Genomic DNA, 24,407 nt, shown 5'->3' on the forward strand with positions numbered 1-24,407 from the left:
CCCAGCCCCGTACTACCCCACCGGAAAACCGATGCCCCGTACGTCTGTTCAGCCTCGGCCGCCGGCCGGGCGCCACGCCCGCATCCCCGACTTCGGCCCCGTGCGCGGCCTCTATGTACCGCGGGCCGCGGACGCCGCCGCGTTCGCGATGAGCACCTACGGCATCCCGCTGCTCGTGCTCGCCGTCACCGGCTCGGCCGCCCTGACCGGACTGGCCTTCGTCTGCGAATGGGTGCCCCGGCTCTCGGCGTTCGCGCTCGCGGGCGCGGCGGTGGACCGGATCGGCAGCACCCGGGTGATGCGCATCGCCTCGCTCGCGCGCGCCGCGGTCGCCCTGGGCGCCGCCGCCGTCCTGCCCGCGGCCGGCACCGGCACGGTCGCGGTGGTCACCGTCATGGCGCTGGCCGCCGCGACGGGCGTGCTGTGCGAGTTCTGCTACATCGCGGGCGAGAGCGCCGGCGGGGCCGCCAGCCGGGACGCCGGAGACGCCGGCCACCGGGTCCAGGCCGCTCTGCTCGGCATCGACCACTGCTCCACCCTCGCCGGCCCGGCCCTGGCCGGCTTCCTGCTCGAATACGTGGGCGCGACCGGCATGCTCACCACCATCGCCGCCTGCTCCGTGCTGTGCGCCGTGCTCGCCCCGCGCCAGCGCCCGCGGTGGCCGCGCGAGGCACCCGTCCCCGTCGTCCAGGGGATGAGGACCGGATGGTCGACGCTGCGCTCGCTGCCCGCCCTGGGCTGGCTGTGCGTCGGACTGCTGCTGTCGAACATGGCGATCGGCCTCGTCCAGGCCGCCGGCCCCGTGCTCGTCGTCCAGCACTTCGGCGGCACGAGCAGCCAGGTCGGACTTCTCTGGTCGGCCGCCGCCCTCGCCTCCCTGGCCATGGTCACCCTCGCCCGATTCGCCATCGACCGCGCGGGCCTGTGGCCCGTCGGCGCCGCAGCCGCCGCCCTCGCCTCCGCCACGTGCCTCGCCGTATCCGCCGCCCCCACGTACCTGGTCTTCCTCGTCCTGGTGGCGCTGCTGATGGCCGGCGAGGCCGGGATGACCGTGGTCCTGCGGACCCTGCGCGCCCGCCTGATCCCGGCCGAAGTGTTCGGCAGCACGCTCTCCTTGATCATCCTGCTGCTGCTCGCCCCGTTCCCGGTCGCCGGGGCCCTCGTCGCGCTCACGCCGCCCGACCTGCTCGGTCACGTCATCACCGCCTGCGCCGCCCTGCAGACCCTCGGACTCGCCCTGTCCTTCGCCAAGCTCCGTACCCACCCCGCCGTACAGCGCCCGGCCACCACCCCCTGACCTCATTTACCGTCCACGCCCGCACCGCACCAAGGACCTGTTGACATGACCGAGCCGTCCGACAGCACCCCGCACGGATCGCGCCTGCGCCTCGCCGAGGTCGCCGACCTCGACGACCAGACCTTCGCCCTCTACATCGAGACGCGGTTCGACCAGCTGGTCACGGCCGCGGTAGCCGACGCCGACGGCCTCCTGCGTCCCGCCCAGCACCACTTCCTTCGCGACCCCCGGCGCCTGGAGCCCCTGCGGGACGCACTGACCTACGCCTCGGGCGACCTCCAGATCGCCGTCGAGCGGATGACGTACCACCGCGACGCCCGCACCGCCCGGACCGGCCGCCTCCTGCGCCGCGTACGCACCGCCCTGCAGGAGACCGAACGCGCCCTTGCCACCGAGCGCCGGGAAGACGCCCGCCGACGCGCCGCGGGCGGTGGGCCGCAGACCGACGTGGTTCTCGTCGCGCGCGGCTGGCTGACCGCGGCCCTGCCCGACCACTTCGAGCGTCTGCTCGCCCAGACGCTCACCGAGGCCGGACTCCCCGTCCGCCCCCCGGCGGCCGACGTACTCGACGTCGTCGAGAACGGCTGGAGCGACGGCTACCTCGACGCCCCGCGCACCCCGGAGGTGGAGCGACTGCTGGCCAAGGGCCCCGTCGCCTTCCGCGGAGCGGTCGCAGCAGACGCCCGTGACCAGGCCGACCGCATCACCGAACTACGCCACCCCCTGCTCCAGCGACGCTGGGCCAAGGCCCTGGCAGAACTCACCGACCTCACCGTCCCGGTGGCCCGCGCCTCCAGCAACTCCGCTCTCGGACGGCTGCCCGACGACGTCTACGACCTGCCGGAAGCCGACGCGAAAGCGGTCCTCGCCGCGCGCCGGTTCCTCGTAGCGGTCTGGCAGCGCCGTGTCGAACACACGCGCCTGCTGAATCACTACGCCGCCACCGTCACCGACAGCAGCCGCACCAGTCCACGGGAGGCGCTTCGCCTCCGCGCCGTCGACAAGGCCATCGACCGTCTTGTCGCCGAACAGCCGGACGCCGCCGCCCGCATGCTGACCGGGCTGCAACAGCGCACCGCCAGTGACGGACTGGCCGGCCTCACCCCCACCGAGCGGACCAGCCTCAAGCGCCGGCTGGTCGCCGAAGCCTGCGCCGCCGCGCGTACGCCCCGCCCGCTGACCACCGCCCTGCCGCCCGGCCCCGCTCCACTCGCGCGCACCGCCGCCGCTGCCCGCTGACCACCACCGCACCAGGGAGTTCCCCCTTGTCCGCTCCGCAGCCCGTCGACGGCGATGTCTACGTCACTCCCCGGTACCTGGCCGGATCCTCCGGCACCGGCGACGCCGGCTTCGCGCCCGTCGCGCACTGGCCGCACCACCACCTCGACGAAGGCCCCCACCAACTCGTCGTCACCAGCCCGGACCACCGCATCCGGATCGGCTGGGCCGGGGACGACCACGACCTGTGGACGATCAGCGCCGCACCGGACGCCGTACTCGCGGCCCGCTGGACCGCCACCGCCAATCAAAACACTCCGGCCGAGCTCGTCGGCGCTCTCACCGCCCAGCTCGCCCAGGACTGGGCCGAAGGCGAAGACCGCTTCCTCGCGGCACCCTCCGTCTACTGGGCAAGGGGCGTGAGACCCCTGCTCGACGCCGGGTGGACGCAGCACAGGAACGACGGCTTCATCTACCTCACCTCTCCCGACGGCCACGCCGGCGCCGACATCGACCTCGTCCAGCGCAACGAGGAGTACGTGACCTTGTGGGCGGGACCCGACGGGTGGGGAACCCGGGCGGAGATCAGCTTCACCACCCAGGCCCCGGACCACCTCATCGCCGTCACCGCGCAAGCGTTCACCGACCCCGCTCCTGTCGCCCGCTGGCACCAGCACCTGGCCGCGGGCCTCGCCGCCCGAGCCCAGCTGACCCCCATCACCCCGCCGGCCCCCACGCCCCGGGACATCCGGCCCCGCATCGCCACCCGACGGCCCGCCACCGCCGCCAGCGTCCCGCGCTGGAGCACCACCACCCCTGCCGCGCCCGCGCGCCCCGCCGCCCGCCGCTGACCCACAGGACCCGCCCGTGCCCCTGTTCGCCGAGCAGTTCTTCACCGACCACCTCCCCCTCCCCTACCCCGAGGCGACCGTCGTCGCAGACACCTACTACGCCCAGCCCTCACCCGACCAGCCACTCCGGCTGCGCATCGACTTCTCCGATGCCCGCTACCACAAGCGCTACGACGCTCTGCGCGTCGAGGCCGTCCACCCCGAACGCGGCAGCATCGACACCCAGTTGCTGACCTTCGCCGACCACGGCGCCTTCGCCGCCCGCGACCAGCGCATGGGAACCAGGCCCGGGGAAGGGGCCTACGGCACGTTCACCGACTGGCACGACACGGAAACACCGCCGTGGATCGGCATCGACGTCACCCACCTCAAGGCAGCGATCGACCAGTACGTCCAGATCTGGTTCCCCGGCGCCCCATCGACGCGCACCCGGCCGCGCCTCACCACCCAAGCCGTGGCCGCGCCGCCGGCTGCCGCTGCGGCCCGCCACCGATAACCCGCGGACCACCGGCGCCGCCGCGCGCCCGGCTCACCCCTCCACCCGACTCCGCTTCTTCACCGACAGGACCCCTTTCTCTTCATGCGCCTTCACGCCGCTCGTCCCGCCCACCTTGCCGCCGCCGTCGCCGCATGTGTGGCGGGGGGCATGTTCCTCGCCGCCCCGGCCCTGGCGACTCCGCCGGCCGGCGGGCTCCTCGGCCCCGGCTACACGATCCCGGACTCCGAAGGAAACGCCGACGCCAGCCACATCGGCGCCTACGGCCCGCCCGGCCCGGCCGTCCACGGCGACACCGAGACCTACTGCGCCGACCCCGAACGCCGCGGCCCGGCCGACGCCGGCGGCTACAGCGCCCCACAGCCGCTCACCTCCTGGACCTCGTCGGTCACCGGCAAGGCCGTCCCGAAGGAATCCGTCTCCCGAGCGGCATACGTCATCGGCAAGTACGGACAGACCCGCGACGCCGCGCAGGCAGCGGCGGTCGACGCGGTCGTCTACGAGTACCTGGCCGGCGGCACCTACGCCCTCGACGGCGCGCGCGGCAAGCAGCGTCTGGCCTATCCGGTCGTCTCCCCGACGGCCCGCACCCTCGCCCAGCAGTACGTCGCCGAGGCCGAGCGGCTCGCCGGCCCCTACACCCTCACGATCACCCCGTCGGTGAAGGCCACCACCGCCGGTACGAAGGTCACCGTCACCGTCGCGGTCACCACCAGCGCGGGCAAGCCCGTGCCGAAGGTGACCGTCGACCTGGCCGAGACCGGATCGGGCACCACCACGGGCAAGGTCACCACCGACGAGGCCGGCCACGCGACCTGGTCCTTCACCGCGAAGACACCCGGCACCGCCGACATCGCGGCGAAGGCCGGCGGCCTGCCCACCACCGACCTCGCGGTCCTCACCCCGAAGAACACCGCAGCCCAGCGCATGCTCCTCGCGGGCGGCACCACGAGCATGCAGGACTCGGCGGCCGTCACCATCGACGAAGCGACCGGCGGCGTCACGATCCGCAAGAAGGACCCCGAGGGCACCCGCCTGGCCGGCGCCGCCTTCCAGCTCCTGGACAAGGACGGCAAGAAGGCCGCCGAGGGCACCACCGACGAGCAGGGCGTCCTCGTCTTCGACCAGCTGAAGGCCGGCACCTACCGCCTGCGCGAAACCTCCTCCGGCAGCCCCCTGCACGCCCTCGTGTCCGATCAGACGATCACGATCACCGCCGGACACACCGCCCAGTCCAACCCCCTCGACATCGTCGACCCGTTCAAGAAGGCCACCTTGACGGTGAAGAAGACCGACAAGAACACCGGCGAGACACTCGCGGGCACGGTCATCGCCATCCGGGCAGACGAGACGGACAAGACCGGCAAACGCATCCCCGGGAAGACTCTCGCCACGCTGACCACCGGCACGAACGGCGCCGCCCAGGCAGACCTCGACGTCACCCTGAAGGCCGGCACCCGCTACTGGGCCGCCGAGACACAGGCCCCCGACGGCTACCAGCTCGACACCACACCCGTCACGTTCACCGCCCACCCCGCCGAAGACCTCACCGTCACCCTCACCGACCAGCGCACCCCGACCCCGCCGCCGAGCCCGAACACCCCGCCCACGACGCCCCCGGCCAGGCCCAGCACCCCGCCGTCCGGCTCCCTGGCCCGTACCGGCGCCGACACCACCCCGTGGCTGATCGCCGGGGCCACCGGCCTGCTCGCCGCCGGCGGCGGCCTGTACTACCTCACCCGCCGCCGGCGCACCGACACGACGACCAACTGACATCCTTGGGGCCCGCAGCCGCGGGCCCCAAGGCATTTCCTGCACCTGCATCGCACCGCCGGGCGCACGTGCAGGGAGCCATCGCCCGCAGCATCCCGACCTGCGCCAGCGGAAATCGGCCATAGACATTCGACAGTGCCCTACATGGCCGGGTGCCCCCTTCGTAGGCGTGTAGGGTCCGTCGAACAGCCTGCTGGGCGAGGGGGCGAGGGAAGTTGAATCTTCAGCACAAGGCCACGAATTACGTCAACGCCTCGTGGTCGATGGTGCGGCTGCGGGACCTGATCTACGACATGGTGGGGCTGCTGTTCACGGAACTCAGCAGCCATGGTGGGATGGCGGGCGACGACAACGCCGGCCGGGCCTTCGCCGCCGTCTACAAGCCGGCCGTGAAGACCGTCTTCGATGCAGCCGGCCTCGCCCATCAGGTGATGGCGAACGGCGCGGGCGCCATACTCAAGGCCACCGAGGACTTCCTCAAGCAGGAGAGCGCGATCGCCGCCTCCCTGCTCGGCCAGAGTACGGATCTCGGCATCGGCGCCCAGCCGGCGAAACCGGATTGCAGTCCGCGCGCCAGCCACAATGCCGAAGAACTTCCCGAGGTCGTCGGCGAGACCAGCTGGAGCGACCAGTATCTGTTCAGCTCCCGCTTCCACGGCCAGCGGGACAAGCTCCGCAAGACGGCCAACGTCTGGCGGTCGGCAGCGGCCATTATGGACGACGCCTACTGGGACTCCGAAAGCGCCTGGCGCACCGCGAGCGCCCAGCAGCTCGGCGAGACCGCCGACGCCGTCCGGACCTTCTTCACCGCTTTCGTCGGCAAAACACCACCTTCGTCCCGCGTCGGCGAGGACGAGACTCTGATGGCGAACCTGCCGTCCGCCTGCCGGATGATCGCCCACGCATGCGACGCGTACGCGGATCACATCGAGACCGCCCTGAAGCGGATCCCGGAACAGAACGACCCTCTCTTCGGCGAGCCGCTCCCCCTCTGGGAGCAGCCCCAGTTTGGGGGAGAGGGGCACGACGGCGGGCTGCACGAGCTTGTCGCGGGCGACATGCACATAGCGAGCCTGGGCAACATCCCGCCCGCGCTCGACAGCTCACAGTCCAAGGTCCCCATGCCGCAGCCGGACAGAGGCGGCTTCCTGCCCTTGCCGTCCCTGCCGCCTCTCATCGCACCGCTGATCCGGACACCCCTCCTCGTGCCCGTCGCCTATCGGCCGCCGAACGGCCCTCGTGTGCAACCGGTCACCCCGCCGACGCCGCCGAACCCCCGCTTCCCGCCCCTCACCGCCCCCGAGCAGCAGAACTTCCAGACCTGGCTGAACTCCCTGCGCGCGGGCGACGTATCGGGCGGGAGGCCCGCCGAGGTCGCCTACCAGAAGCGGGTCGCGGGATACCCGGAGTACGAGGTTCCCATCCCGTCTGGCATGAGCGCCAACAGCACGCTGATGGTCGACGGCTTCCGGGACAGCGACGGCATGGCGATCGAGGCCAAGTACGTCAACAAACCGGACAAGCCGTGCTACCGCTCGCTCGATGAACTCCGTGAGAACCACCGGACCGGCAGGAAGGATTTCCTGTACGACGGGGACCGCAAGGAGCTGGCGAAGTACAACGCCGCGCTCAACGACCCGCGCAACGCGGAGATGCGGGGCGTGGAGACGGTCACCAACAACGCGGACTCCGTCGCCTACTGGCGCGTGATGATGGCCGCTTACGGTGTCAAGGGCTATGCCCGATACGTACCCTGACCGACACGCGAAGAGAGAGCGAGCACGTGGACGCGTCCGAACTGGCCGAACTCCGCACCATGTACATCTTCGGCCCCGCCGAAGGCTCCACTTGGGGCCTGACCTACGAGGTGCTTGAGCGCAAGCTGCGTGAACGGGACGCGGACGCGTTCGTCCGAATCGACGAAGGGGGACCCATCCGCGGGTCCGTCATGCACTTCGGCATCACTGTCGGCGAGGAAGTGCTGGAGGGCATGGCGAAACTGTCCCCGGACGGCATCGCCATCGAGGACTGCACGGCCCTTGCCGCAGCGGAGGTCGTGCGGTGGCTGAGGGGAAGCATCGTTCCGGCCGGCACCAGTATCACCTTCACGACGGAATGGGGCCTGGAAGCCGACATGCCCGAAGAGCTCGTCCCCGACGTTCCTCGCCCCCGCCTCGTGGCCACCTTCTTCGCCCACCTCGAAGCCACCGGACTGGACTGACAGGTCCTGAAATCGCGCCGTTCGTCGGACTCCGGGATGCAGCCGTGCAGAGGTAATGCCGCGAGGGGACCCTTCGCCGTATCCGGGCTTGAGATAGGGCCCCGCCAAGTCGAACCGGTAGCGGAGGCCCCGTCAGGCAAGGCGCCCGCCATGGTGCGGGCGGACGCAGCGGCAGAGATGAGGGAAGAGACCTGCCCGAGCCCGCCGAGGGGATACGGCCACCGGCTCCCGTTCTTGGCTCACCGGTGCGCGAGGGGAGTGCGGACGGTCACTGGCGCGCACGCCACGACCCCAGTTCGCCCCCGGCAGACAGGAAAGACCGCACAAGGACTGGTGCGCCGGCCGGACGCATGTCAACCTGAACGACCCGTTCCGGAAGAACCGGAAAACTGCATGTCAAAGAGGTGATGCCCGTGACGGTCGAGCTACCGTCTGCTGGATTCCGCACCACGATCACGGACTTGAGACTCCGCGAATGGCTGATCGGTCCGGGCCAGCCGACCGACGTCACCGACACCTTCCCCGCCGCGAACGGCGACTTCCACTTCATCGTCGACGACCGCGCCGACACCCACATCGCCTCCGCCGACGGACGCTTCTACCTCGGCCACTTCCCGGCCGGCCGGCCGGGCGCCGAACAGGAGGGCTGGGTCCTCGCCATCACCGGCACCGCCCGCGTCCCCGGCTACAAAGCGGTCTTCCACCCGGACACCCCGGCCCGGCTGGTCGCGGCCGTCATCGCCGAAGTCCTGGCCACCGCCGCGCGCCTCTGAACCCGGCACCGTGAACCGGCCCGCCACGCCGAGCCACCAGGACCCGCAGCATTCGTGTGACCGCATGCAAGGAGCGCACTTGCCCACGCCCGGCCCCGACCTGACCGTCCGCGACCTGATCAGCCGCCTCTCCGCCCTCGACCCGGACACCCCGGTCCGCCTCGCGATCAACCCCTTCTTCCCGATGGCGCACCGGCTTGCCGACGTCGTCCTCGGTGAAGACCTGGACGGCCGGTCGACGGCGTACCTCGCCGAAGACCCAAAGGCCGTGCAGTACGGACACCTGCCCCGGTCGGTCGCCCAGGCCCTGACCTGGATGCCGCCCGCCGACCCGCCGAGGACCACTCGCCGACGGCTGCGCGCCGTCACACCGCTTACCCCCGATGAGAAGGAGCGCTACTGACCCCGATCCCGCCCTCGGACCCCGTACTTCCTGCTCTTCCCGCATGGTGGGTCACCCCCCGACACCTGGCTGGCGACGACGGCGCGCTCGCCGACCATGTCGCCTCCCGTCTTACCGAGGCCGGCTGGACCCAGCTCACGCTCGTCCGCGGCCGACGCGAACCGAGCGAGCCGGACCGGTCCCGCCAGGTGGTACGCAGCACCAGCCTCTACATCGCACCGGACGCCCTGCGGTGGGCCCAATGGGTCCTGCCCGACGAGCCGATCCTCCTGGGCGACCGCCCTGTGGCCTGGACGGTATCCGCTCGTGCGGACGAGGCCGGACTTGCGCAGTGGACCGCCTACTTCTCCACCGGCGTCCCGCCCGAGACGGTCGCCGACTTCCTGCTCGCCCTGGCGGCCCGCCCGGACCCGGCACACGGGTACGCCGGCCCGCACCTGGTCTTCGAGACCCTGGCCGAACGAGGCTGGACCCGGGACATCGACGATCACACCATCGTCTGCGATCCGCGGCTCGCCGCGGGCATGGCCCTGGGCGCCCTTCCTGAAGACGGTATCCAGGACGGCGACGTCCTCGCCACCGAACCGTCCGGCTGGCAGGCGTGGTGCGAACCGCGAATCGGGGCCGGCTACCTGTGGACGGCCGTTTTCTCCGCCTCCACCCCGCACGACCTCGTCGCCGCCTTCGCCGCCTCGCTCGCATCCCCCGAACCGGTACTGCGCCACACCCTGCCCGACAGCAGCAGGGGTCAGCTCTGCCTACGACCGACGGTCTGACCACCGGCGTCCGGCCTCCAGGAGGCCGGCCCGCGCAGCACCTTGGCGATCTCTCGTAATGCCAACGGCCCGGGGCCAGGTTCATCAACCTGGCCCCGGGCCGTTGTTTGTACCTTCTGCCTCGGGTGAGGGCCCATCCGTCACGGTGCGGCGTTCTGGCTACTCCTCGGCGAGTGCTCCCCTGCGGTGTGCGACCACGGCGCGGATGCCCGCCTCTCGTACGGTCTGGGCGTTGCGATCGCCCATGAGGGCCGCCAGCTCGGTCAGCGCCCGCGTGGTCGTCCCGCGCTCCGGCACGTGCACCCGGCCCGGACCGATCAGCCGGGCGCCGAGGAGCTGTTCGTTGTCGAACCCGTACGCGGCCAGCCGCAGGAACAACCTGCCGAGCGAGCCGACTTGCGTGGCGAGTCGTTCGAGCTGTTCGGGGGCGAGTAGTTCGGACAACGGGACCTCCCGGAAACGAGGGGCAGGAATCAGCGGGCAGCGGCTTTGTCCAGGGCCCTGTCGACGTGAAGCTTGACCTCGGAGGGGGAGCCGGAGAGCACCACGAGCAAGGAACCGTCGCGGACAATGATCTGCTGCGTCACCTGCGACCGGCCGTTCGCGCGAACGGTGAGGATCTGTGCCCATTGTTCCTCACCCAGAGGCGGGGCGGGCGTGATTCGGGTTCTCACCTGGAAGACGGTGGCCGCAAAGGCAACGGTCAGGCGAGACCGTAGCCGCGCAGCCCCTCTTCCAGAGAGCCGAAGGTCGCGTCGGCGGGCCCGCTGTGGCGGTTGTACCAGGCGATGTCGAGGGCCGGATCCAGCGTGGTGTGGCCGACGGGGCACCGCAGCCAGATACGTCCCTGGGTCGCCAGGATCGCGAAGTTGCGGTACAAGCCGCACTTCGTGCAGGTACGGACCTCGCCCTCGACAACCAAAGGGCTGGGCCACACCATGAACCGGTTGCGGTCGGGATCGATACGCAAGCTCTCCGGCAGGAAGTCGTCGACCACCGGCTGCTGCTCGTCCGGGCGGCCCTCGGGCTGCTGCTCCCGAGGCCACTGCGGGTAGTCCAGCCACGGCACACCTGCCGGCCCCAGCCCCTCCACGTTGTTCTTCGCCTTCCTGCGCCCGAACATACGGCCTCCCCTCGCTCGCCTGCCGCACCCCTGCGGCGGATGACGAGGATGCCCCGGCAGGCTGACCTGCGGCAACTTGCGAATCCCTGAACGCCTGGACCGGGAAGCCCGAACTCTCGCAGTGGCCGGTCAAGTGCCGCGGCGTCGGCAGAAGCTGCCCGGATCAACACGGCCCGCAGAGCGCCCTCCAGCGGCAGTCCCTGCGTCCGGGCCGGGCACGCGGCCTCCGAGCCGCTCGTTCAACGCCTGGCCGGGGAGCGGGCGGCCTTCTGGCGGAAGGGGCACGAGGCGGACGGGCCGCCCCCTGCCCCGTCGGGCCGGGGCCCTCCCGGCCGGGTGCTCACCGAGTCGGGCTGCGCCGGGGCTTCCGCTGGGCAACGGGGTCAGTGCCCGAACGGGAGTGGTGAGCACGGTCGTCAGTCGGATCGGCGGGCAGTCCGGCCGCGCGGCGCAGCCGCCACACGAGTACGTCACTGATCGAGTCCGCGGTGTCGAGCTCCCGGCGCCGGACGGCGCCGGAGAGCAGAGCGGCTGGGTCGTGGCCGGCGGCCTCGGCGTCGGCCAGGGTGGCGGCGAGCGCGGCCCATCCATGCTCGGCGAGTATCTGGTCGGCGAGTTCGGGGACCGCCTCCCATACGCAGGTTTCCTGCCGCCGCAGCTGCGGGTGGGAGAGGCGCCGGCCGCGCCGGCGGAGCGCGGCGAGCGGGTGTTCGGCGGCGTCCTGGTAAGCGGCGCGCAAGTGCTGCGCAGCCTGCTCGGCGGCGTGGGCCTGCTGAGCGTGGCCCTTGCGCGCGTGCCAGTGGGCGGCGACGACGACGAGGAAGAACAGCATGTCGATGGCCATGGCGGTGGTCGCGCCGTCCTCACCGCGGCCGAGCGCCGGCCCGCCGTGGATCAGGTCGCGGGCGGCCTGCCGCAGCGCCTGGTCGTGCCCGCGTACGGCACGGACGTGGGAGCGGGAGGCCCGCTCGAACGCCCAGGCTGCGTCTCGCAGTTCCTGGCGGGTGCGGGCGGCGGAGGTCTGGGCGAGCGCGTCGAGGATCTCACCGGTGGCGGCGATGTGCGCGGCGGCGACCGCGTCCTCGCCGTCCTCGACGACGACGATCGCCTCCCACGCCGCTGTCGCCGTGCGCCGACGTGCGACAGACGGCGCCGGGTCAATGGGCGACATGGACTGGAGCTCGGCCTCGTCCTGGCGGTGATCGGTTCCGGACCAGCGTTCGCGGATGCGGGGCAGGGACAGGTCGGGTGCGAGGCGGGTGCCGGGGTAGTAGACGGGCTCGCCGTCCTTGTTGAGGTCGCCGGGCAGGGCGACCTTGTAGCCGAGGAGGTCTCCGGAGGGCGCCACACGCGTCTGGACGAGGAGGCCGGCGGCGGCCAGGCGGGCGAAGAACTCCGCTTCGCTCAGGGCGCCGGCCACGGCCCGGCGTACGGTCTCGCGCAGTTCCTCGCGGGCGGTGCGCTCGCGGCCCTGGCGCGCGGCCTTGTGCCGCTCGGCGCTGGTGGGGCGCTGGGCCGCGGTGCCGTCGCCGGGCTTGAGCCGGTGCAGCCCGAGTTCCTGTTCCAGGAGGCGGGCTGCGGCCTGGACGCGGGCGGCGTCGTGGTCGAGGTCGGGGCGGTAGCCGTCCTCGCGGGCGAGGGTAGCGAGGATGTGGATGTGGTCGTCGGCGTGTCGTACGGCGACCCAGCGGCAGCCCGCGCCCTGATCGGGGTCGTCGATGCCGGCGGCGGCGACCATGCGGCGGGCGATGTCCCCCCATTCGTCGTCGGACAGGATCCGGTCGGCGGGACCGTTGCGGACGGACAGGTGCCACACGTGTTTCTTCGCCCGCTGCTTGTCGTCGAGGAGCGCGAGGGGCTGGTCGAGGAGCCGCTGCAGCTGCTTGTACGTGGCGTCGGGGTCGCGGCCGGGGTCGGGTGCGGCCTGGTCCCAGGAGGCGACCAGATGCGGGTCGATGTGTTCCTCGGCCTTGCCGGGCCCGTAGAGGTAGTACAGCAGGCCGATGGTGCGGGTGCCACGCTTGTGGATCTTGGGGACCATGTTCCTAGCGGTGTTCGAGGAGCTTGTCGGTGGCGGCCTGGACGCGCTCGGTCGCACGCCGTACGGCGTCGAGGACGGCGTCGAGCTGGGCGTCCGGTGGCCGGTCGCCCATGTGGATGGCCCTCGCCATCTGGTTGAGGTTGTTGCCGACGTGCCCGAGGTGCCGGCGGGCGGCGAACATCTCCGAGATCAGCTCGCGTTCGCCGGCGATGGCACCGGCGGCGCGTTCGGGGTCGCGGGCGGCGGCGAGCCCGCTGCGAGCGAGGAACGCCGGCAGGCTCGTGCGAGCGGCGGCAGCCGCCTCGGCCAAGCGGTACTTCTCCTCGTCGTTGAGACGGACACTGCACACGTGAACGCGCTTGTCGGCGTCGGTCTTCGGCGAGCGCTTACGCGAAGCGGACTTCGGGGCGCGGCGCTTGCGGAGCGGCACGGACTGCTCCGGCTGCGATCCGCCCTCGGTCGCCGCCTCACGGTCCAGCACCCCCCGGTGCTGGACCGCTCCCGCCACCCCAGGGGCGGGCTTGGCCAAGACGCGCTTCCCCGCCGGGGAAGAGTGTCTTGGCCGATAACTTGCTCCCTCTGGGTCCGAGTTGACCTCATCGATCCGGACGTCCACGGCGTCGGACGCGGCCGGACCGTCGGGCCCGGACCGGTCCGGGACCGGTCCGTTCATCATGCGGGTCATACGGGGATCGGCTCCTTAAGAAGGACAGGAACAAGGGCGAACGGGGCGGTGGCCCGACACGAGGGCCGGGCCACCGTCGGGCTTGCTGGCTAGCAGCACAACTTGCAGCGGGAGTAATGGCGGGACAGAGCTCTCGCCATGTTCAGCCGCACGCCCTTGGCGATGCGGCTGCTCGCCATCGCGGGGTTCGTACCTGCGTGCCGTGCTGCATGGTTGGTCAGGGCGGTGATGTCGAACTGGAATTCCGACTTGATCTTCTCGAAGCGGTCGCAGGTCTTCATCGGACTCCTTCGGGGGAAGTAGTGGCGGCGGTGGCCGCGCGGACGCGGGTTAGCACCGGCCCCATGTGCTCGTTGCCGAGCTGGATCTTGCGGCTGCGCATGATCGCCCGGAGCTGGGCTCGGGTGACCTGGGCGTTGCCCTCTCGGGCCAGGACCGCCGGCACGTACGGGAGGACCATCTCGACGACCTGGTCCTCCGACAGACGTCCCGGTCCGGTCCGCGATGGCCGACCCGCTTGGACCCGCGCTCGTACGGTCCGCGGACGAGCCGGGGCCGGACGTGCCCGCCGTGCCCCCCGGCGGGCCGACGCTGCTTCGACCTGACCCCGGTCCGGTCTGGGTCCGGCGCCCGGTCCGGGTTCGGGGTCCGGGTTCGGTCCGGGTTCGAGTTCGGGGTTCGGTCCGGGGTCCGGGTTCGGTTCGGCGTCCGGTCCGGGTTCGGGTCCGGTGTCCGGTCCGGGTTCGAGTTCGGGGTTCGGTCCGGGTTCGGGGTCCGCGTCTGGTCCGGGTTCGGGGCCCGGGGCTGGGGCCGGACCGGTCTGGTCCGGGTCCGGCTTCGATGCACTGGTGACGCCCTGGTGGATCTGTCGCATCAGGACGCCGAAGGCGAGCATGCTGGCGGTGGGAGGGACAGCGGCGACGACGTAGTCGAGAAGCGGGACCGACTCGGGTGCCGAGCCGCCGACGCCGAAGACGTTCAGGACGACCGAGCCGAGGGAGCCGGTGACTGTCACGCCGATGGCCGACCAGTCCGTGACCCGGCGCAGGCTGGCCCGGAACATCATCAGCTCGCCCGCGATGATGAAGGCGTCCAGTGTCGCGGGCCAGGCCCATCTTCGTTCCGGTGAGTGGTCCAGACCGTGCTGGCCGGCGACCTCAGCGAGGTGGGCGTAGGACAGCCAGAAGCCGGCCGCGGTGAGGATGGCGATCACGATCACGGCCGCCGTCAGAGCGAAGCGGTCGGCGGTCTCCTCGGTCAACAGCTGCCTTTCGTGTGGTGAGGGTGTGGGTGGTGCAGGGGCAGCGATCGGTCATGCCGCCTGCCGCAGCGCGTGGATGAGTTCTTCGGTCTGGATCTGGCGTGGTGCTGGGCAGAACGTTTCTTCAGGGGTGGTCGCTTCGCTTTCACCGGCGTCTTCCGACGCCCAGTAGCGGTCGCGGTCTTCGACCGCGTGGCCTGCGTCTCGCAGGAGGTCTCGGGCGTGGTCGAGGTCGACGGCGAGGGTGTAGGCGAGGTGCTCGGGTGACCATCCGCGGACGTAGGCGTGGCGGGTGACGGAGTCTCGCTCGGCGGCGGTGAGGAAGACGTCGCGGCCCATGATCGCGGCGCGTACCCGGGTGTAGTCGAGGCGCTTGGCGACCTTCGCGTGCCAGGGCCGGCGCTCGGTTTCGGTCAGGCCGCCCCACGTGCCCCAGCGGATGTCGTTGTCGAGGGCGTGGGTGAAGCAGTCCTGGCGGACCGGGCACCGACCGCACAGGGTCTTGGCTTCGGCGATGGCGGCGTGGCCGCGCGGGGGCGCGAAGAAAAGCCTGTCGGCTTCAGCGGCCGGAAGGCCGCGGCAGGCTCCGCGGTCGTGCCAGGAGATGTCGGCGATGCCCCGCAGGGTCGGTGTGGGCGTGTTGTTGGTGGTGATGTGACGCATGGGGTGTTCTCCAGGGGGTGCCGCCGGGCAGGCGGGAGCGGCACGGCGCACGGCGAGGGTGCGTCGGCAGGCCAGGGCGGCAACGTGATGCTGGCGGTGGTGGGGCGGTGGTGCTTGGTCAGGCGGCGCGGAAGCGGCGGTCCGGGCCTTCGAGGTGGACCGGGGTGCACATGCCGGACAGGCGGGAGAGGACGCGGTCGCCGACCTTGTCGCGCAGGACCGGCTGGCGGGGGTCCATCTGCGGGGTGCGGACCGGTGCGAGGTTGGTCGTGACGATGGTCGGGAGACGGTGTTCGCAGCGCCAGTTGAGGAGGCGGAAGGTGATCTCCTCCGTCCACTCGCTGCTCTTCGCCGCGCCGAGGTCGTCCAGGAGCAGCAGCGGCATTCGCACGATCCGGCGCAGGAGGTACTCCGGATCGTGCCCACCGCGGGCACGCATCGAGCCGTACAGGTCGGCGGCGGTCGTCTTGTGCCAGCGCACCCCGCACCCCGCGGCGGTCAGGGCCCGGATCGCGCCGTACGCCTCGTGGGTCTTGCCGGCGCCGGTCGGCCCCCACAGCAGCAGGCTGCGGCCGTGGGTGATCTCGCGCTGGCCGGCGGAGCCGAAGTGCGGGACGAGCGGGCTCGCGGAGTGTCCGACGGCGCTGTCTGCCACCGAGCGCACCCACCGGGCGACATCCGGGTGTTCGACCCGGGCCTCGCGGTAGTCGTACGGGATCCGCTCCTGGGCCGCCACCAGGGCGGGGCTCGGCTCCGGGGCCTCGGCGAGGGGCGCGGCGGTGTCGAGGGTGATGCCGCGTTCGGCGAGCTTGCGCTGCATCCAGGCCATCGCCGGGTTGTCGGCGGTAGTCTGCGGGTCTTCGAGCCGGGTGCGGATCACAGGGCGACTCCGAAGGTGCCGGTGGGCGCGGCCGGGTTCATGTACGGCGTGTAGGCGGGGGAGGCGGCGGACCAGGGCCCCGCGCCGGAGGCGGACGCCGGACCGCAGGCGGGGACCGGCGGGTTGATGGCCTCGTTGACCAGGCTCGGCAGGACGCTCGGGTGCAGACTCTTGGCCCGCAGCCGCTCGAGAGCCGGCCGAAGGACCTCGGGCTCGAAGCCCTCGTCCAGCAGCTCGCGGATCATCCTGCCCAGGTGGCCCAGGAAGGCCCTCGGCGGCTTTCCGCCCCCGCAGCCGCGCACATACTCGGCGATGAGCATCTTCGCCGACAAGGTACTCGCCTCGACCGTCTCCAGGACGCTGTCCGGTGAGGTGCCGGGCGCGGGCGCCTCGCGCCCCCTACGGGAAGATCCTAGGTCCAAGATCCTAGATCCAGAGCGTGAGCCCTCAGTGAATGTGGCCGCCGTCACGCCGCCAGATGCGGCGGAAGCACTCTGACCTGCAGTTTCATCAGGCGAGGGGGTCGCGTGCGGGCCTTCGGGAGATGTGGCGGCGATCACGCCGCCTGCAGTAGAAGTGGTGTGGGTCACTTCCTCGGATGACGGGGTCGAAATCGCCGTTTCGGTGCGTATGAGTCCGCAGTGAACATTCACGGAATCGGCCTCTTGTGCGCGGCGGGCGGGCGCTTCGCTCGTGAAGTCCGGCGCCGGCTGCCCGCCGTACCGGGGGTTCCCCTGGCCCGGGCATCGGGCGAGGCCGCACTCGCCGCACGCCCGCGCCGCGTCGTGCTGCGGGCAGCGCGGAAGCCGGCTCGCGGAGGGGCGGTTGATCTTTTGGTGCCGCTCCCAGGTCACGATGTGCAGCCACGTCTTCCCGTCGCAGCCCGTGTACCGGCAGATCAGCCCACGCTCCGCAAGCTGCTCCAGGTCCTGGGCGACGTGGGCCGGCGTGTGTTCGGGGCGCAGCGCCCACAGCCGCCCGGCGATGATGGCCGCGATGTCGCGGTGCCGGCCCGCGTCGTCGGCGTGGGTGAGCAGGCCGAAGAAGGTGAGAACAGCCGTCACGTCCACGGAGGCGAGATCCTCGGACTCGAAAGCCTCGGGCTTGATGGTGCGGATGCGGGCCATCAGGCCTCACCCCCGTGCCGGCGGGCCGGAAGGGGGGTGTGGGTGGTGTCCGTCGCGCGGTCCGCGGAACCGGTCCTTGGGGTCCGGCTTTCGCGCAGGGCCGGGCTCATGTAATGCTTCTCCCTTGAAGTGCCGCCGCGACCGGTGTTGCCCCGTGGGAAGGGCCGGTGCGGTGATGGTGGGTCGATCTCTCCGCCGTTTGCCTCGGTGAGGAGATAGGACTCTTTGCGGTGTCGGCGCCTGGGGGTTTGCCCCTCCCGGGCGCCGTAGCGCTTTTCAGGATCTACGGGGGCGCACTCGCATGCTCCGTTCGTCGGTCACCGGTTTGCCTCCCGGTGGGGGACGATGAACATACGTAGACGGTCCGCGCAAGTCCAGCGTTGGCTCTATATTCCGTGACAAGTCGCATCGCTCGGAGGGTGAGGGATCGGTGCGAACTCTCCTACGGGGCGTCACCCCTGCAGATTGCTGACGCACTGACAGGCGATGACCTCCCCTAATCCCGCGCGGCGGACGATCGCGCCGCTGACCTGCTGTCGATCAGGATTTAAGCCCGCTCCGCGATCAGCGTCAACGGTCCCGCACTCCGGGAATTACGCGCGTAGACCCAGGCTGTGAAGGTGCCCACGAATCACTGGGAGGGGCAACTCCACCTCTTTTGAAGAGGGCTGATGCCCCGTCTTCTCTCTGCGGTAACTCCGGGGGAGGACTTACCCAGGGGGAAAGAAAAAAGCGGCAATAATTTGCCGCTTTCGAAACCGGCAATAGATTTCCGGTTTCGGTGTCCGGTTCGTGGTTGATCGACTCCATATCGCTCCATCGCCGCTCCCTACGCAAGCGTAGGAACGTGTGGGATGGGTCACCGGCGTTGAGGGGTGCCGGATTCCATGATCGAAAAAAATGATCTCGTACTCTGGAACAGAGGCAGGGGTGGGCCGGTGCATTGGCACGGGTCCACCCTCTTCTTTTGCCTTGGCTCGGGGATAGACAGCCACGCGGAGAGGCGCCGTGGACGGAATGAACAAAAGGAGAAGCGGATGGGCGTCACAGAGCCCCTCCCGGACAACAGGGGGACCGGGTGCGAGGCAGGGGAGGACGAACACCATCAGGGAGACCCGAAGTCGGAGTCCTCTGGTCACCCGCCCCGGGAGGCGGGGCAGCCCTGGGCGGGCCAGGTCATGGGATTCGCCGGCCAGCTGAAGGCGTGGCGGAAGATCGCCGGCCACCGCCGGGGCCGCCGCGTGACCCAGGACGAGTGTGCGACGGCCGTCGGAAGGTCAGCACGCTGGTGGAGAAGCCTGGAACGAGGCGACGGCCGGACTCGCCTCGACCGCGAACAGTGTCGGCGGCTCGCCGATCTCCTGCAGCTCGACCGCGACGAACGCGCCGCGCTCCTGCTCTACAACAACCTCGCCACGACCGGGGAGAGCGGGCCGGTGGACCCCCGAGTCCACAGCAGCCTGCGCCTGCTGCTCGACCAGCAGATGCCCAGGCCGTCCTACCTGTGCGACCCCCACTGGAACATCCTCGTGTGCAACGCGTCGATGGCGGAGTGGTGGCCCTGGGCGCTCGAACCCCGCGCCAACCTCATGAGGTGGGCCCTGCTGGATCCTGAGGCGCGCACCCAGTACAACGACTGGGAACAGCATGCTGCGGAGTACGTGAAGATGCTGAAGTTCGCCCTCGCCCGGAGCGACGCGGCCGAGCTCCTGGCCCTCATCGGCGAAGTGTGCGCGGACCCGGACGTCCGACACATCTGGGAGACCACCACCGAACTTGCGAAATCGCGCGACGGCCACCTCTTCCGCATGAGCATCCCCATCATGGGGTGGGAGCCCATCGACGTCGTCAGCCACGTACTCCACCCCTCCGCGCTCCCGAATTGCCGCATGGTCGTCATCACCCAGATCCAGCAGGCGCGACCGACCGGGGCGGCTCCAAACTGCACATGCTCCAAAGTGGAGTTGACTGCCTGACGCGGTCGGGTACGGTTCGGCCGGGCGGTCGAGGTGCTGGCCATGTACGGAGAGGCTGATGGGGAGCCGAGCGGGTTCTTCTCCGACACGACCGTCCGACGCTCACTCGGCTACGGCGGCCAGGGCGGCGCGGAGGTTTCTCGCTGAGCCGGTCTGGGTGGCGATGGCCACGGCACGGGCGGAAAGGTCGGCGGCCGTGTCGCGGTCTCCGCGGGCCGCGTAGATGCGGGCGCTCGCGGTCAGGACCTCGGCCGAGCCGCGGACATGGGTGGTCGGCCATGCGGCGCGGGCGTCGTCGATGGCGCTCTGACCCGTGCTGAGGAGGGCCGGGGTGCTGCGACCGAGGCGGATCACGGTGTGGCCGGTCCACTTGTTCAACTCGGCCGGGTTCAGGTAGCCGATGTAGGGGGGCGTCTCTCCGTCGTCGGCCCGGTCAAGCAGCTTCCAGGCGGTCTGGAGGTCTCTCTGGGCGCTGCGTGCGTCGCCGAGGCACGCGTGGTGGTGGGCGCGGATGGCGTGCCCCCAGGACCGTACGGCCGGGTGGGCCCGGGTGCCGCCGAGCCGGAGGGCGCCGTTCGCCAGTGCCAGGGCGCGGCGGTAGTGGCCCTGGTCGGCGGTGATGCGGCTCATCTGGCCGATGAGGTTGACGCAGCAGGAGAGGTCGCCGGCTTGCAGGGCGTGGGTGGCGGCGTCGTGGTAGTGGGTGGCGGCGGTCTCGGCCATGCCCAGGTCGTAGGTGAGGAAGCCGACGAAGCCGCCGGTGTCGGCGGCGAGGGCGGCGATCTGCTGGCGCTCAGTGGCGGTGGTGGTGGCGGTGTGCCAGGTGAGGATCTGCTGGTGGTGGTCGACGGCCTGTGCGTAGACGGTGGAGGCTCCGCGAAGGTTGTCGAGGCGGCCGTGGGCGGCCCGTAACGCGACGTGCGCGCTCAGAAGCTCGCGGGTGCCGGCATCGGCGAGGCCCGGCTTCAGGCCGGTGGCGAGGGCAGCACCTGCGGCGCCCGCGCCTTTGAGGAAGGTCCTGCGCCACACGTCGTCCCACTTCCCCAGGAAGCCGTCCGCCGTCCGCTCCGGACCCTCGTCGGACGTCTCCCTGCTGCGCTGTCGCTCGGCTACGGCTAAGGACACCAGTTTGCCGTCAGCCCCGAGGGCTTTGTCCAGAGCGCGGGCCATGGAGGGCGTGGGCGGCCGTCGTTGGTGTTCGAGGTCGCTGATGTGGCTCTTGCTGCACCCGGCGCGCCTTCCCAGTTCACGCAGAGTCAGCTCTCCGCGCAGCCGACGCAGTTCCTCGGCGAAGGTCGCCTCATGGGCGTCTGTCATCTATCCACCCCGTCCTGGATCGGTTGTCCGTCCGCACCGCGGTTGCGGACAGCGGTCGCACCACGGTGACCGGCCCACACCCTAAGAGGGCTCCGCGTGTCCGCGTACGGCCCGGGGGCGAGTTGCGGACAAGTGCGGACAGCGGGGATCTACCGGCGGGTGGCGGGGGCGGCCAGCATGGTTGCCACGGGCCTTGAGGCGGACATCGCCGCAGGCCGGCGAGTAGGCCGGCGTGCGTGGACGTACCCCGGTGCCCGGTACCTGCTGTCGTCGACGAGGAGGACCGTCATGCCCAGAATCGCGCTGTACGGCCTGCCCGGTGCGGGCAAGAGCACCTTCGCCGGTCTGCTGGCCGGGGAGCTGGCAGCGGCCGGAGCGGACGTGGTGCGGCTGAAGCTGGGCGCGCCGCTGTACGACCTCCAGTCCGTCGTGTACGCGGTGGCCGGTCGCCCGATGCTGGACGCCGGCGCCCAGGACGGAAAGCTGCTGAACGCCCTGGGCTCGGAGCTGCGGCGTATTAACCCCGGCGCGCTGACCGACGCGTTCGCCGCGCGGGTGCGGCAGGCCGAAGAGAGCCGTCCGCACGCCGTGCTGGTGTGCGACGACCTGCGGGCCCCGGACGTCGAGGCCGTCACCACGCTCGCGTTCACGCTCGTGGAGGTCACCGCGCCCGACGAGGTGCGACGGCTGCGCAAGCAGGCACGGGCCGACCTGTCCGCGGGCGACGAGAACCACCCCACCGAGGCGCCGATCGACGCGAAGCCCCGATGGCGCGTGGAGAACACCGGAACCGTCGAGGAGCTGCGCGTGCGGGCGGCGCGTCTCGCCGCGAAGGTGCTGGCGTCGTGATCCTGACCGGACCGGAGATCGTCCGTCAGCGGGAGCTGCGCGCGCTCACGATCGAGCCGTTCAACCCCGGCCAGGTCAACCCTGTGTCCTACAACTACCGCCTGGGCCCGACCTTGAAGACCCACCGCTCGGCGGTGCTGGACACCCGCGCAGACCACGAGCTGGACGAGTTCGAGATCGGCGAGGACGGCGTCTTGCTGGAGCCGGGCCGGATCTACCTGGGGACGACCGTCGAGGTGATCGGCAGCGCGCAGTTTGTGACGTCGCTGATCGGACGGTCCTCGCTCGGGCGGCTGGGGGTGTTCATGCAGTTCAGCGCCGATCTCGGGCAGCTCGGCGCGTGTCATCGGTGGACGCTGGAGATCGAGGCGACCCAGCCCACCCGCCTGTACGCGGGGATGAGCGCCGGCCAGGTGACGTTCTCGGCCACCGTCGGCGCCCCGCTTCCGTACGACGGCTACTTCGGCCGCCGGTCCGAGGCCACCGTTCGCCCTGCCGGTCTGCTGACCGGCCACTGACCAGACCCTTGTCTCTGCCGCAGAAAGGAGTGCCGTCATGATCCTGACCGGACCGGAAATCGTCCGCCAGCGGGCGGAAGCCCGCCTGATTTTGGAGCCGTTCGAAGAGCGGAAGGTCCAGCCGAACTCTTACGACCTCACCCTCGGACCCAAGCTGGGGTACTACACCAACAAGGTGCTCGACACCCGCGCGAGCAACGAGTTCACCGTGATCGAGATCCCCAAGGACGGCTTCGTCCTGGAGCCGAACCGGATCTACCTCGGTGCCAGCGTCGAGGTCCTGGGCAGCGACTTCTACATGCCGTCCATCCACTCCCGCTCGGGTGCCGCGCGGCTGGGGAGCTTCGCGCACGTCACGGCGGACATTATCGACCCCGGGTCGGTCGGGCAGACGACGTTCCAGATGCGCGTGGTCGAGCCGCTGCGGGTGTACGCCGAGGACGAGCTGGCCCAGGTGGTCTTCCGGTGCGTGCAGGGCGAGATCACGCTGTACACCGGCAAGTACCAGGGCTCGCGCGGGCCGCAGCCCTCGCGGATCCACCGCGACATGTTGGTGGCGGCCTGATGACGGGCCGCCTCGTGGCCGACCCGTCCGCCGGCCTGGCCGATCCGCTCGCCCGACAGCTGGTGGCGGGCGCGTTCGCCGCGATCAGCCGGCGGTACGTGCTGGCGCGCCACCAGATCGCCGCCGTGCTCCTGGACGCCGACGGCGAGATGCACGTCGGGCTGCACGTGGACGCCATGGTCGGCCGGGCCGCGGTCTGCGCCGAGGCCGGCGCCCTGGCGGCGGCCCGGCTCGCCACGGACGCCGAGCTCGTGGCGGTGGCCGCGGTCCGCTACCCCAAGCCCACCGAACCCCCGGTGGCACGGATCGTCCCGCCGTGCGGCCTGTGCCGCGAACTGCTCCTGGACCACGCCCCCGGCCTAGCCGCGATCGTCCCCGACGGCGACCAGGTCGCGGTCGAGCCGCTGGCCGGCCTCCTCCCGCACAAGTACGTGGGCACGAAGTGGCCCACCGAACTCACCATCCGCACCTGACCGGCAACCACGAACCCAAAGGAGAAACCGTCATGACGACCGACTTCCGCACGCCCGAACTGGACGCCCTGGCCAAGGCGATCATCCCCGCGGAGCACTTCAAGTTCTCGGCCGAAACGGCCCGCGACCGGTTCTTCAACGACACCCGCATGCTGGACGTCAAGCAGCGGGTTCACAACCACTACCGCACCAACCCGCAGTCGATGATCGACCACATGATCGCCAACCTCGGGCTGACAGGCTCGGAGGACCTCCTCGACCTCGGATGCGGAAACGGCTTCATCCTGGAGCACCTGCGCCCCCACCTCGCCGACGGGTCCATCACCGGCCTGGACATCGCGCCGGCCGTCCTGGAGGCCGCCCGCGAGCGGATGCACGGCACCGCCACGCCGTGCACGTGGATCGAGGGCAGCGCGGACGACCTGTCCATGCTCGGCGACGACACGTTCGACCGCGTCATGGCGAACTACATGATCCACTACGTGCCCGACCTGGACCGCTGCTTCACCGAGGTCCGCCGGGTGATGCGGCCCGGAGGCGTCTTCCAGCTCACCACCGACCGCCCCGACAGCATGCTGGAGATGTACCAGGTCCACTTCGCCGCCCTGACGGCGATGGGCGCGCCCGAGGACCTGTTCAAGGCCACCCCCAAGGGGCGCCTGTCGCTGGACAACGGCACCGACGTACTCGGCAAGTACTTCGAGGAGGTGGGGAAGGTGGCCTGGCAGGACCAGCTGCGCTTCACCGACCCCGAGCCGTTCATGCACTTCTACCAGGTGGGCCACAACCACTGCTGCGCCTCCTCCACCCCCGACGACCGCCTGGACGCCGACTTCTTCACCGAACTGCGCAACCGGGTCCGCGCCCAGGTCGTCGCCGTGATCGAGAAGAACGGGTACTTCGCGGTGACGAAGTACACCGGGTCCTTCCTCTGCCAGTAGCCGTCACGGTATTTCGGGAAATACGGCTATCGTCCCGGTGCGGGGCATCGCGTTGGTAGTGTCGGGGGGGGGGGGGGGGGGCGGGGACGCCCCCCCCCCCCCCCGGAGGAACGAAATACCCCCACAAACCCCGCGGCGCGTATAACACCGCCCCCCCCCGCGCCCCCCCCCAGGCCCCCA

27 protein-coding genes are annotated in these 24,407 nt (G+C 71.0%); 16 read left to right on the plus strand and 11 right to left on the minus strand.

Annotated elements, in window-relative coordinates; translation table 11 throughout:
- The first annotated feature begins 31 nt into the window (after positions 1 to 31).
- The 10 genes from ACGFRB_RS23555 (at position 32) to ACGFRB_RS23600 (ending at position 9,808) form a co-directional block, all read left to right on the plus strand.
- Positions 32 to 1,297 (plus strand): MFS transporter, encoded by a 1,266-nt coding sequence (locus ACGFRB_RS23555; RefSeq protein ID WP_393245621.1) that lies wholly within the window; start codon positions 32 to 34, stop codon positions 1,295 to 1,297.
- Positions 1,298 to 1,342: 45 nt separating this feature from the next.
- Positions 1,343 to 2,536 carry a hypothetical protein gene (locus ACGFRB_RS23560; protein WP_393245623.1) on the plus strand — a complete coding sequence of 398 codons (1,194 nt, stop codon included), beginning with the start codon at positions 1,343 to 1,345 and terminating at the stop codon, positions 2,534 to 2,536.
- A gap of 26 nt (positions 2,537 to 2,562) precedes the next feature.
- A complete protein-coding gene (locus tag ACGFRB_RS23565; protein ID WP_393245625.1) occupies positions 2,563 to 3,366 on the plus strand; it encodes a DUF317 domain-containing protein in 804 nt (267 codons plus the stop codon).
- 16 nt (positions 3,367 to 3,382) lie between these two features.
- On the plus strand, positions 3,383 to 3,862 hold the full coding sequence (locus ACGFRB_RS23570; protein WP_393245627.1) for a hypothetical protein: 480 nt from the start codon (positions 3,383 to 3,385) through the stop codon (positions 3,860 to 3,862).
- 84 nt (positions 3,863 to 3,946) lie between these two features.
- Positions 3,947 to 5,635 carry a collagen binding domain-containing protein gene (locus tag ACGFRB_RS23575; protein ID WP_393245628.1) on the plus strand — a complete coding sequence of 563 codons (1,689 nt, stop codon included), beginning with the start codon at positions 3,947 to 3,949 and terminating at the stop codon, positions 5,633 to 5,635.
- A gap of 215 nt (positions 5,636 to 5,850) precedes the next feature.
- Positions 5,851 to 7,392 (plus strand): restriction endonuclease fold toxin-2 domain-containing protein, encoded by a 1,542-nt coding sequence (locus ACGFRB_RS23580; protein WP_393245630.1) that lies wholly within the window; start codon positions 5,851 to 5,853, stop codon positions 7,390 to 7,392.
- A 26-nt stretch (positions 7,393 to 7,418) separates the two neighbouring features.
- Positions 7,419 to 7,856, plus strand: a complete 438-nt coding sequence (locus ACGFRB_RS23585) for a hypothetical protein (protein ID WP_393245632.1) — start codon at positions 7,419 to 7,421, stop codon at positions 7,854 to 7,856.
- A gap of 461 nt (positions 7,857 to 8,317) precedes the next feature.
- On the plus strand, positions 8,318 to 8,629 hold the full coding sequence (locus ACGFRB_RS23590) for a DUF317 domain-containing protein (RefSeq protein WP_393245634.1): 312 nt from the start codon (positions 8,318 to 8,320) through the stop codon (positions 8,627 to 8,629).
- A 79-nt stretch (positions 8,630 to 8,708) separates the two neighbouring features.
- Entirely contained in the window at positions 8,709 to 9,032 is a 324-nt protein-coding gene (locus ACGFRB_RS23595; protein WP_393245635.1) for a hypothetical protein, read from the plus strand.
- A 188-nt stretch (positions 9,033 to 9,220) separates the two neighbouring features.
- Positions 9,221 to 9,808, plus strand: a complete 588-nt coding sequence (locus ACGFRB_RS23600; protein WP_393245637.1) for a DUF317 domain-containing protein — start codon at positions 9,221 to 9,223, stop codon at positions 9,806 to 9,808.
- A gap of 159 nt (positions 9,809 to 9,967) precedes the next feature.
- Here the strand turns inward: ACGFRB_RS23600 and ACGFRB_RS23605 are convergent, their stop codons facing one another.
- The 10 genes from ACGFRB_RS23605 to ACGFRB_RS23650 all read right to left on the minus strand — a co-directional run bounded on the left by ACGFRB_RS23605 (position 9,968) and on the right by ACGFRB_RS23650 (position 17,588).
- Positions 9,968 to 10,252: a hypothetical protein gene (locus ACGFRB_RS23605; RefSeq protein ID WP_393245639.1), complete on the minus strand. Its 285-nt coding sequence runs from the start codon at positions 10,250 to 10,252 to the stop codon at positions 9,968 to 9,970.
- Positions 10,253 to 10,281: 29 nt separating this feature from the next.
- Positions 10,282 to 10,482 (minus strand): hypothetical protein, encoded by a 201-nt coding sequence (locus tag ACGFRB_RS23610; RefSeq protein WP_393245641.1) that lies wholly within the window; start codon positions 10,480 to 10,482, stop codon positions 10,282 to 10,284.
- A 29-nt stretch (positions 10,483 to 10,511) separates the two neighbouring features.
- Positions 10,512 to 10,931 carry a hypothetical protein gene (locus ACGFRB_RS23615; protein ID WP_393245643.1) on the minus strand — a complete coding sequence of 140 codons (420 nt, stop codon included), beginning with the start codon at positions 10,929 to 10,931 and terminating at the stop codon, positions 10,512 to 10,514.
- Positions 10,932 to 11,271: 340 nt separating this feature from the next.
- Entirely contained in the window at positions 11,272 to 12,972 is a 1,701-nt protein-coding gene (locus ACGFRB_RS23620; RefSeq protein ID WP_393245645.1) for a mobilization protein, read from the minus strand.
- A 4-nt stretch (positions 12,973 to 12,976) separates the two neighbouring features.
- Complete coding sequence (locus ACGFRB_RS23625) at positions 12,977 to 13,501, minus strand: plasmid mobilization protein (RefSeq protein WP_393245646.1); 525 nt, start codon at positions 13,499 to 13,501, stop codon at positions 12,977 to 12,979.
- A 245-nt stretch (positions 13,502 to 13,746) separates the two neighbouring features.
- Positions 13,747 to 13,938 (minus strand): hypothetical protein, encoded by a 192-nt coding sequence (locus tag ACGFRB_RS23630; protein WP_363009328.1) that lies wholly within the window; start codon positions 13,936 to 13,938, stop codon positions 13,747 to 13,749.
- Positions 13,935 to 14,918 carry a DUF2637 domain-containing protein gene (locus tag ACGFRB_RS23635; protein WP_393245648.1) on the minus strand — a complete coding sequence of 328 codons (984 nt, stop codon included), beginning with the start codon at positions 14,916 to 14,918 and terminating at the stop codon, positions 13,935 to 13,937. The genes ACGFRB_RS23630 and ACGFRB_RS23635 overlap by 4 nt, the downstream gene beginning before the upstream one ends.
- A 51-nt stretch (positions 14,919 to 14,969) precedes the next feature.
- Positions 14,970 to 15,581 (minus strand): WhiB family transcriptional regulator, encoded by a 612-nt coding sequence (locus tag ACGFRB_RS23640; RefSeq protein WP_393245650.1) that lies wholly within the window; start codon positions 15,579 to 15,581, stop codon positions 14,970 to 14,972.
- A 118-nt stretch (positions 15,582 to 15,699) separates the two neighbouring features.
- Complete coding sequence (locus tag ACGFRB_RS23645) at positions 15,700 to 16,461, minus strand: ATP-binding protein (RefSeq protein WP_393245652.1); 762 nt, start codon at positions 16,459 to 16,461, stop codon at positions 15,700 to 15,702.
- On the minus strand, positions 16,458 to 17,588 hold the full coding sequence (locus tag ACGFRB_RS23650) for a hypothetical protein (protein WP_393245654.1): 1,131 nt from the start codon (positions 17,586 to 17,588) through the stop codon (positions 16,458 to 16,460). Before ACGFRB_RS23650 ends, ACGFRB_RS23645 begins: the two co-directional genes overlap by 4 nt.
- Before the next feature lie 1,037 nt (positions 17,589 to 18,625).
- Here ACGFRB_RS23650 and ACGFRB_RS23655 point away from each other — a divergent pair.
- Positions 18,626 to 19,564, plus strand: a complete 939-nt coding sequence (locus tag ACGFRB_RS23655) for a helix-turn-helix transcriptional regulator (protein ID WP_393245656.1) — start codon at positions 18,626 to 18,628, stop codon at positions 19,562 to 19,564.
- 102 nt (positions 19,565 to 19,666) lie between these two features.
- Here the strand turns inward: ACGFRB_RS23655 and ACGFRB_RS23660 are convergent, their stop codons facing one another.
- Positions 19,667 to 20,881 carry a helix-turn-helix domain-containing protein gene (locus ACGFRB_RS23660; protein WP_393245658.1) on the minus strand — a complete coding sequence of 405 codons (1,215 nt, stop codon included), beginning with the start codon at positions 20,879 to 20,881 and terminating at the stop codon, positions 19,667 to 19,669.
- A 288-nt stretch (positions 20,882 to 21,169) separates the two neighbouring features.
- On the opposite strand from ACGFRB_RS23660, the gene ACGFRB_RS23665 reads away from it, so the two are divergent.
- Genes ACGFRB_RS23665 through ACGFRB_RS23685 form a run of 5 tightly spaced genes read left to right on the plus strand, consistent with a single transcriptional unit; the run spans position 21,170 to position 24,227 of the window.
- Positions 21,170 to 21,730, plus strand: coding sequence for a hypothetical protein (locus ACGFRB_RS23665; RefSeq protein ID WP_393245660.1), 561 nt, complete (start codon positions 21,170 to 21,172; stop codon positions 21,728 to 21,730).
- Positions 21,727 to 22,248 carry a 2'-deoxycytidine 5'-triphosphate deaminase domain-containing protein gene (locus ACGFRB_RS23670; protein WP_393245662.1) on the plus strand — a complete coding sequence of 174 codons (522 nt, stop codon included), beginning with the start codon at positions 21,727 to 21,729 and terminating at the stop codon, positions 22,246 to 22,248. The genes ACGFRB_RS23665 and ACGFRB_RS23670 overlap by 4 nt, the downstream gene beginning before the upstream one ends.
- 37 nt (positions 22,249 to 22,285) lie before the next feature.
- Entirely contained in the window at positions 22,286 to 22,813 is a 528-nt protein-coding gene (locus ACGFRB_RS23675; protein ID WP_393245664.1) for a dCTP deaminase, read from the plus strand.
- Positions 22,813 to 23,286 (plus strand): hypothetical protein, encoded by a 474-nt coding sequence (locus ACGFRB_RS23680; protein WP_393245666.1) that lies wholly within the window; start codon positions 22,813 to 22,815, stop codon positions 23,284 to 23,286. The genes ACGFRB_RS23675 and ACGFRB_RS23680 overlap by 1 nt, the downstream gene beginning before the upstream one ends.
- Positions 23,287 to 23,318: 32 nt before the next feature.
- Positions 23,319 to 24,227: a class I SAM-dependent methyltransferase gene (locus ACGFRB_RS23685; RefSeq protein WP_393245667.1), complete on the plus strand. Its 909-nt coding sequence runs from the start codon at positions 23,319 to 23,321 to the stop codon at positions 24,225 to 24,227.
- Positions 24,228 to 24,407: the final 180 nt, after the last annotated feature.

This window comes from Streptomyces sp. NPDC048718 (assembly GCF_043198875.1).
GTDB lineage: Bacteria > Actinomycetota > Actinomycetes > Streptomycetales > Streptomycetaceae > Streptomyces.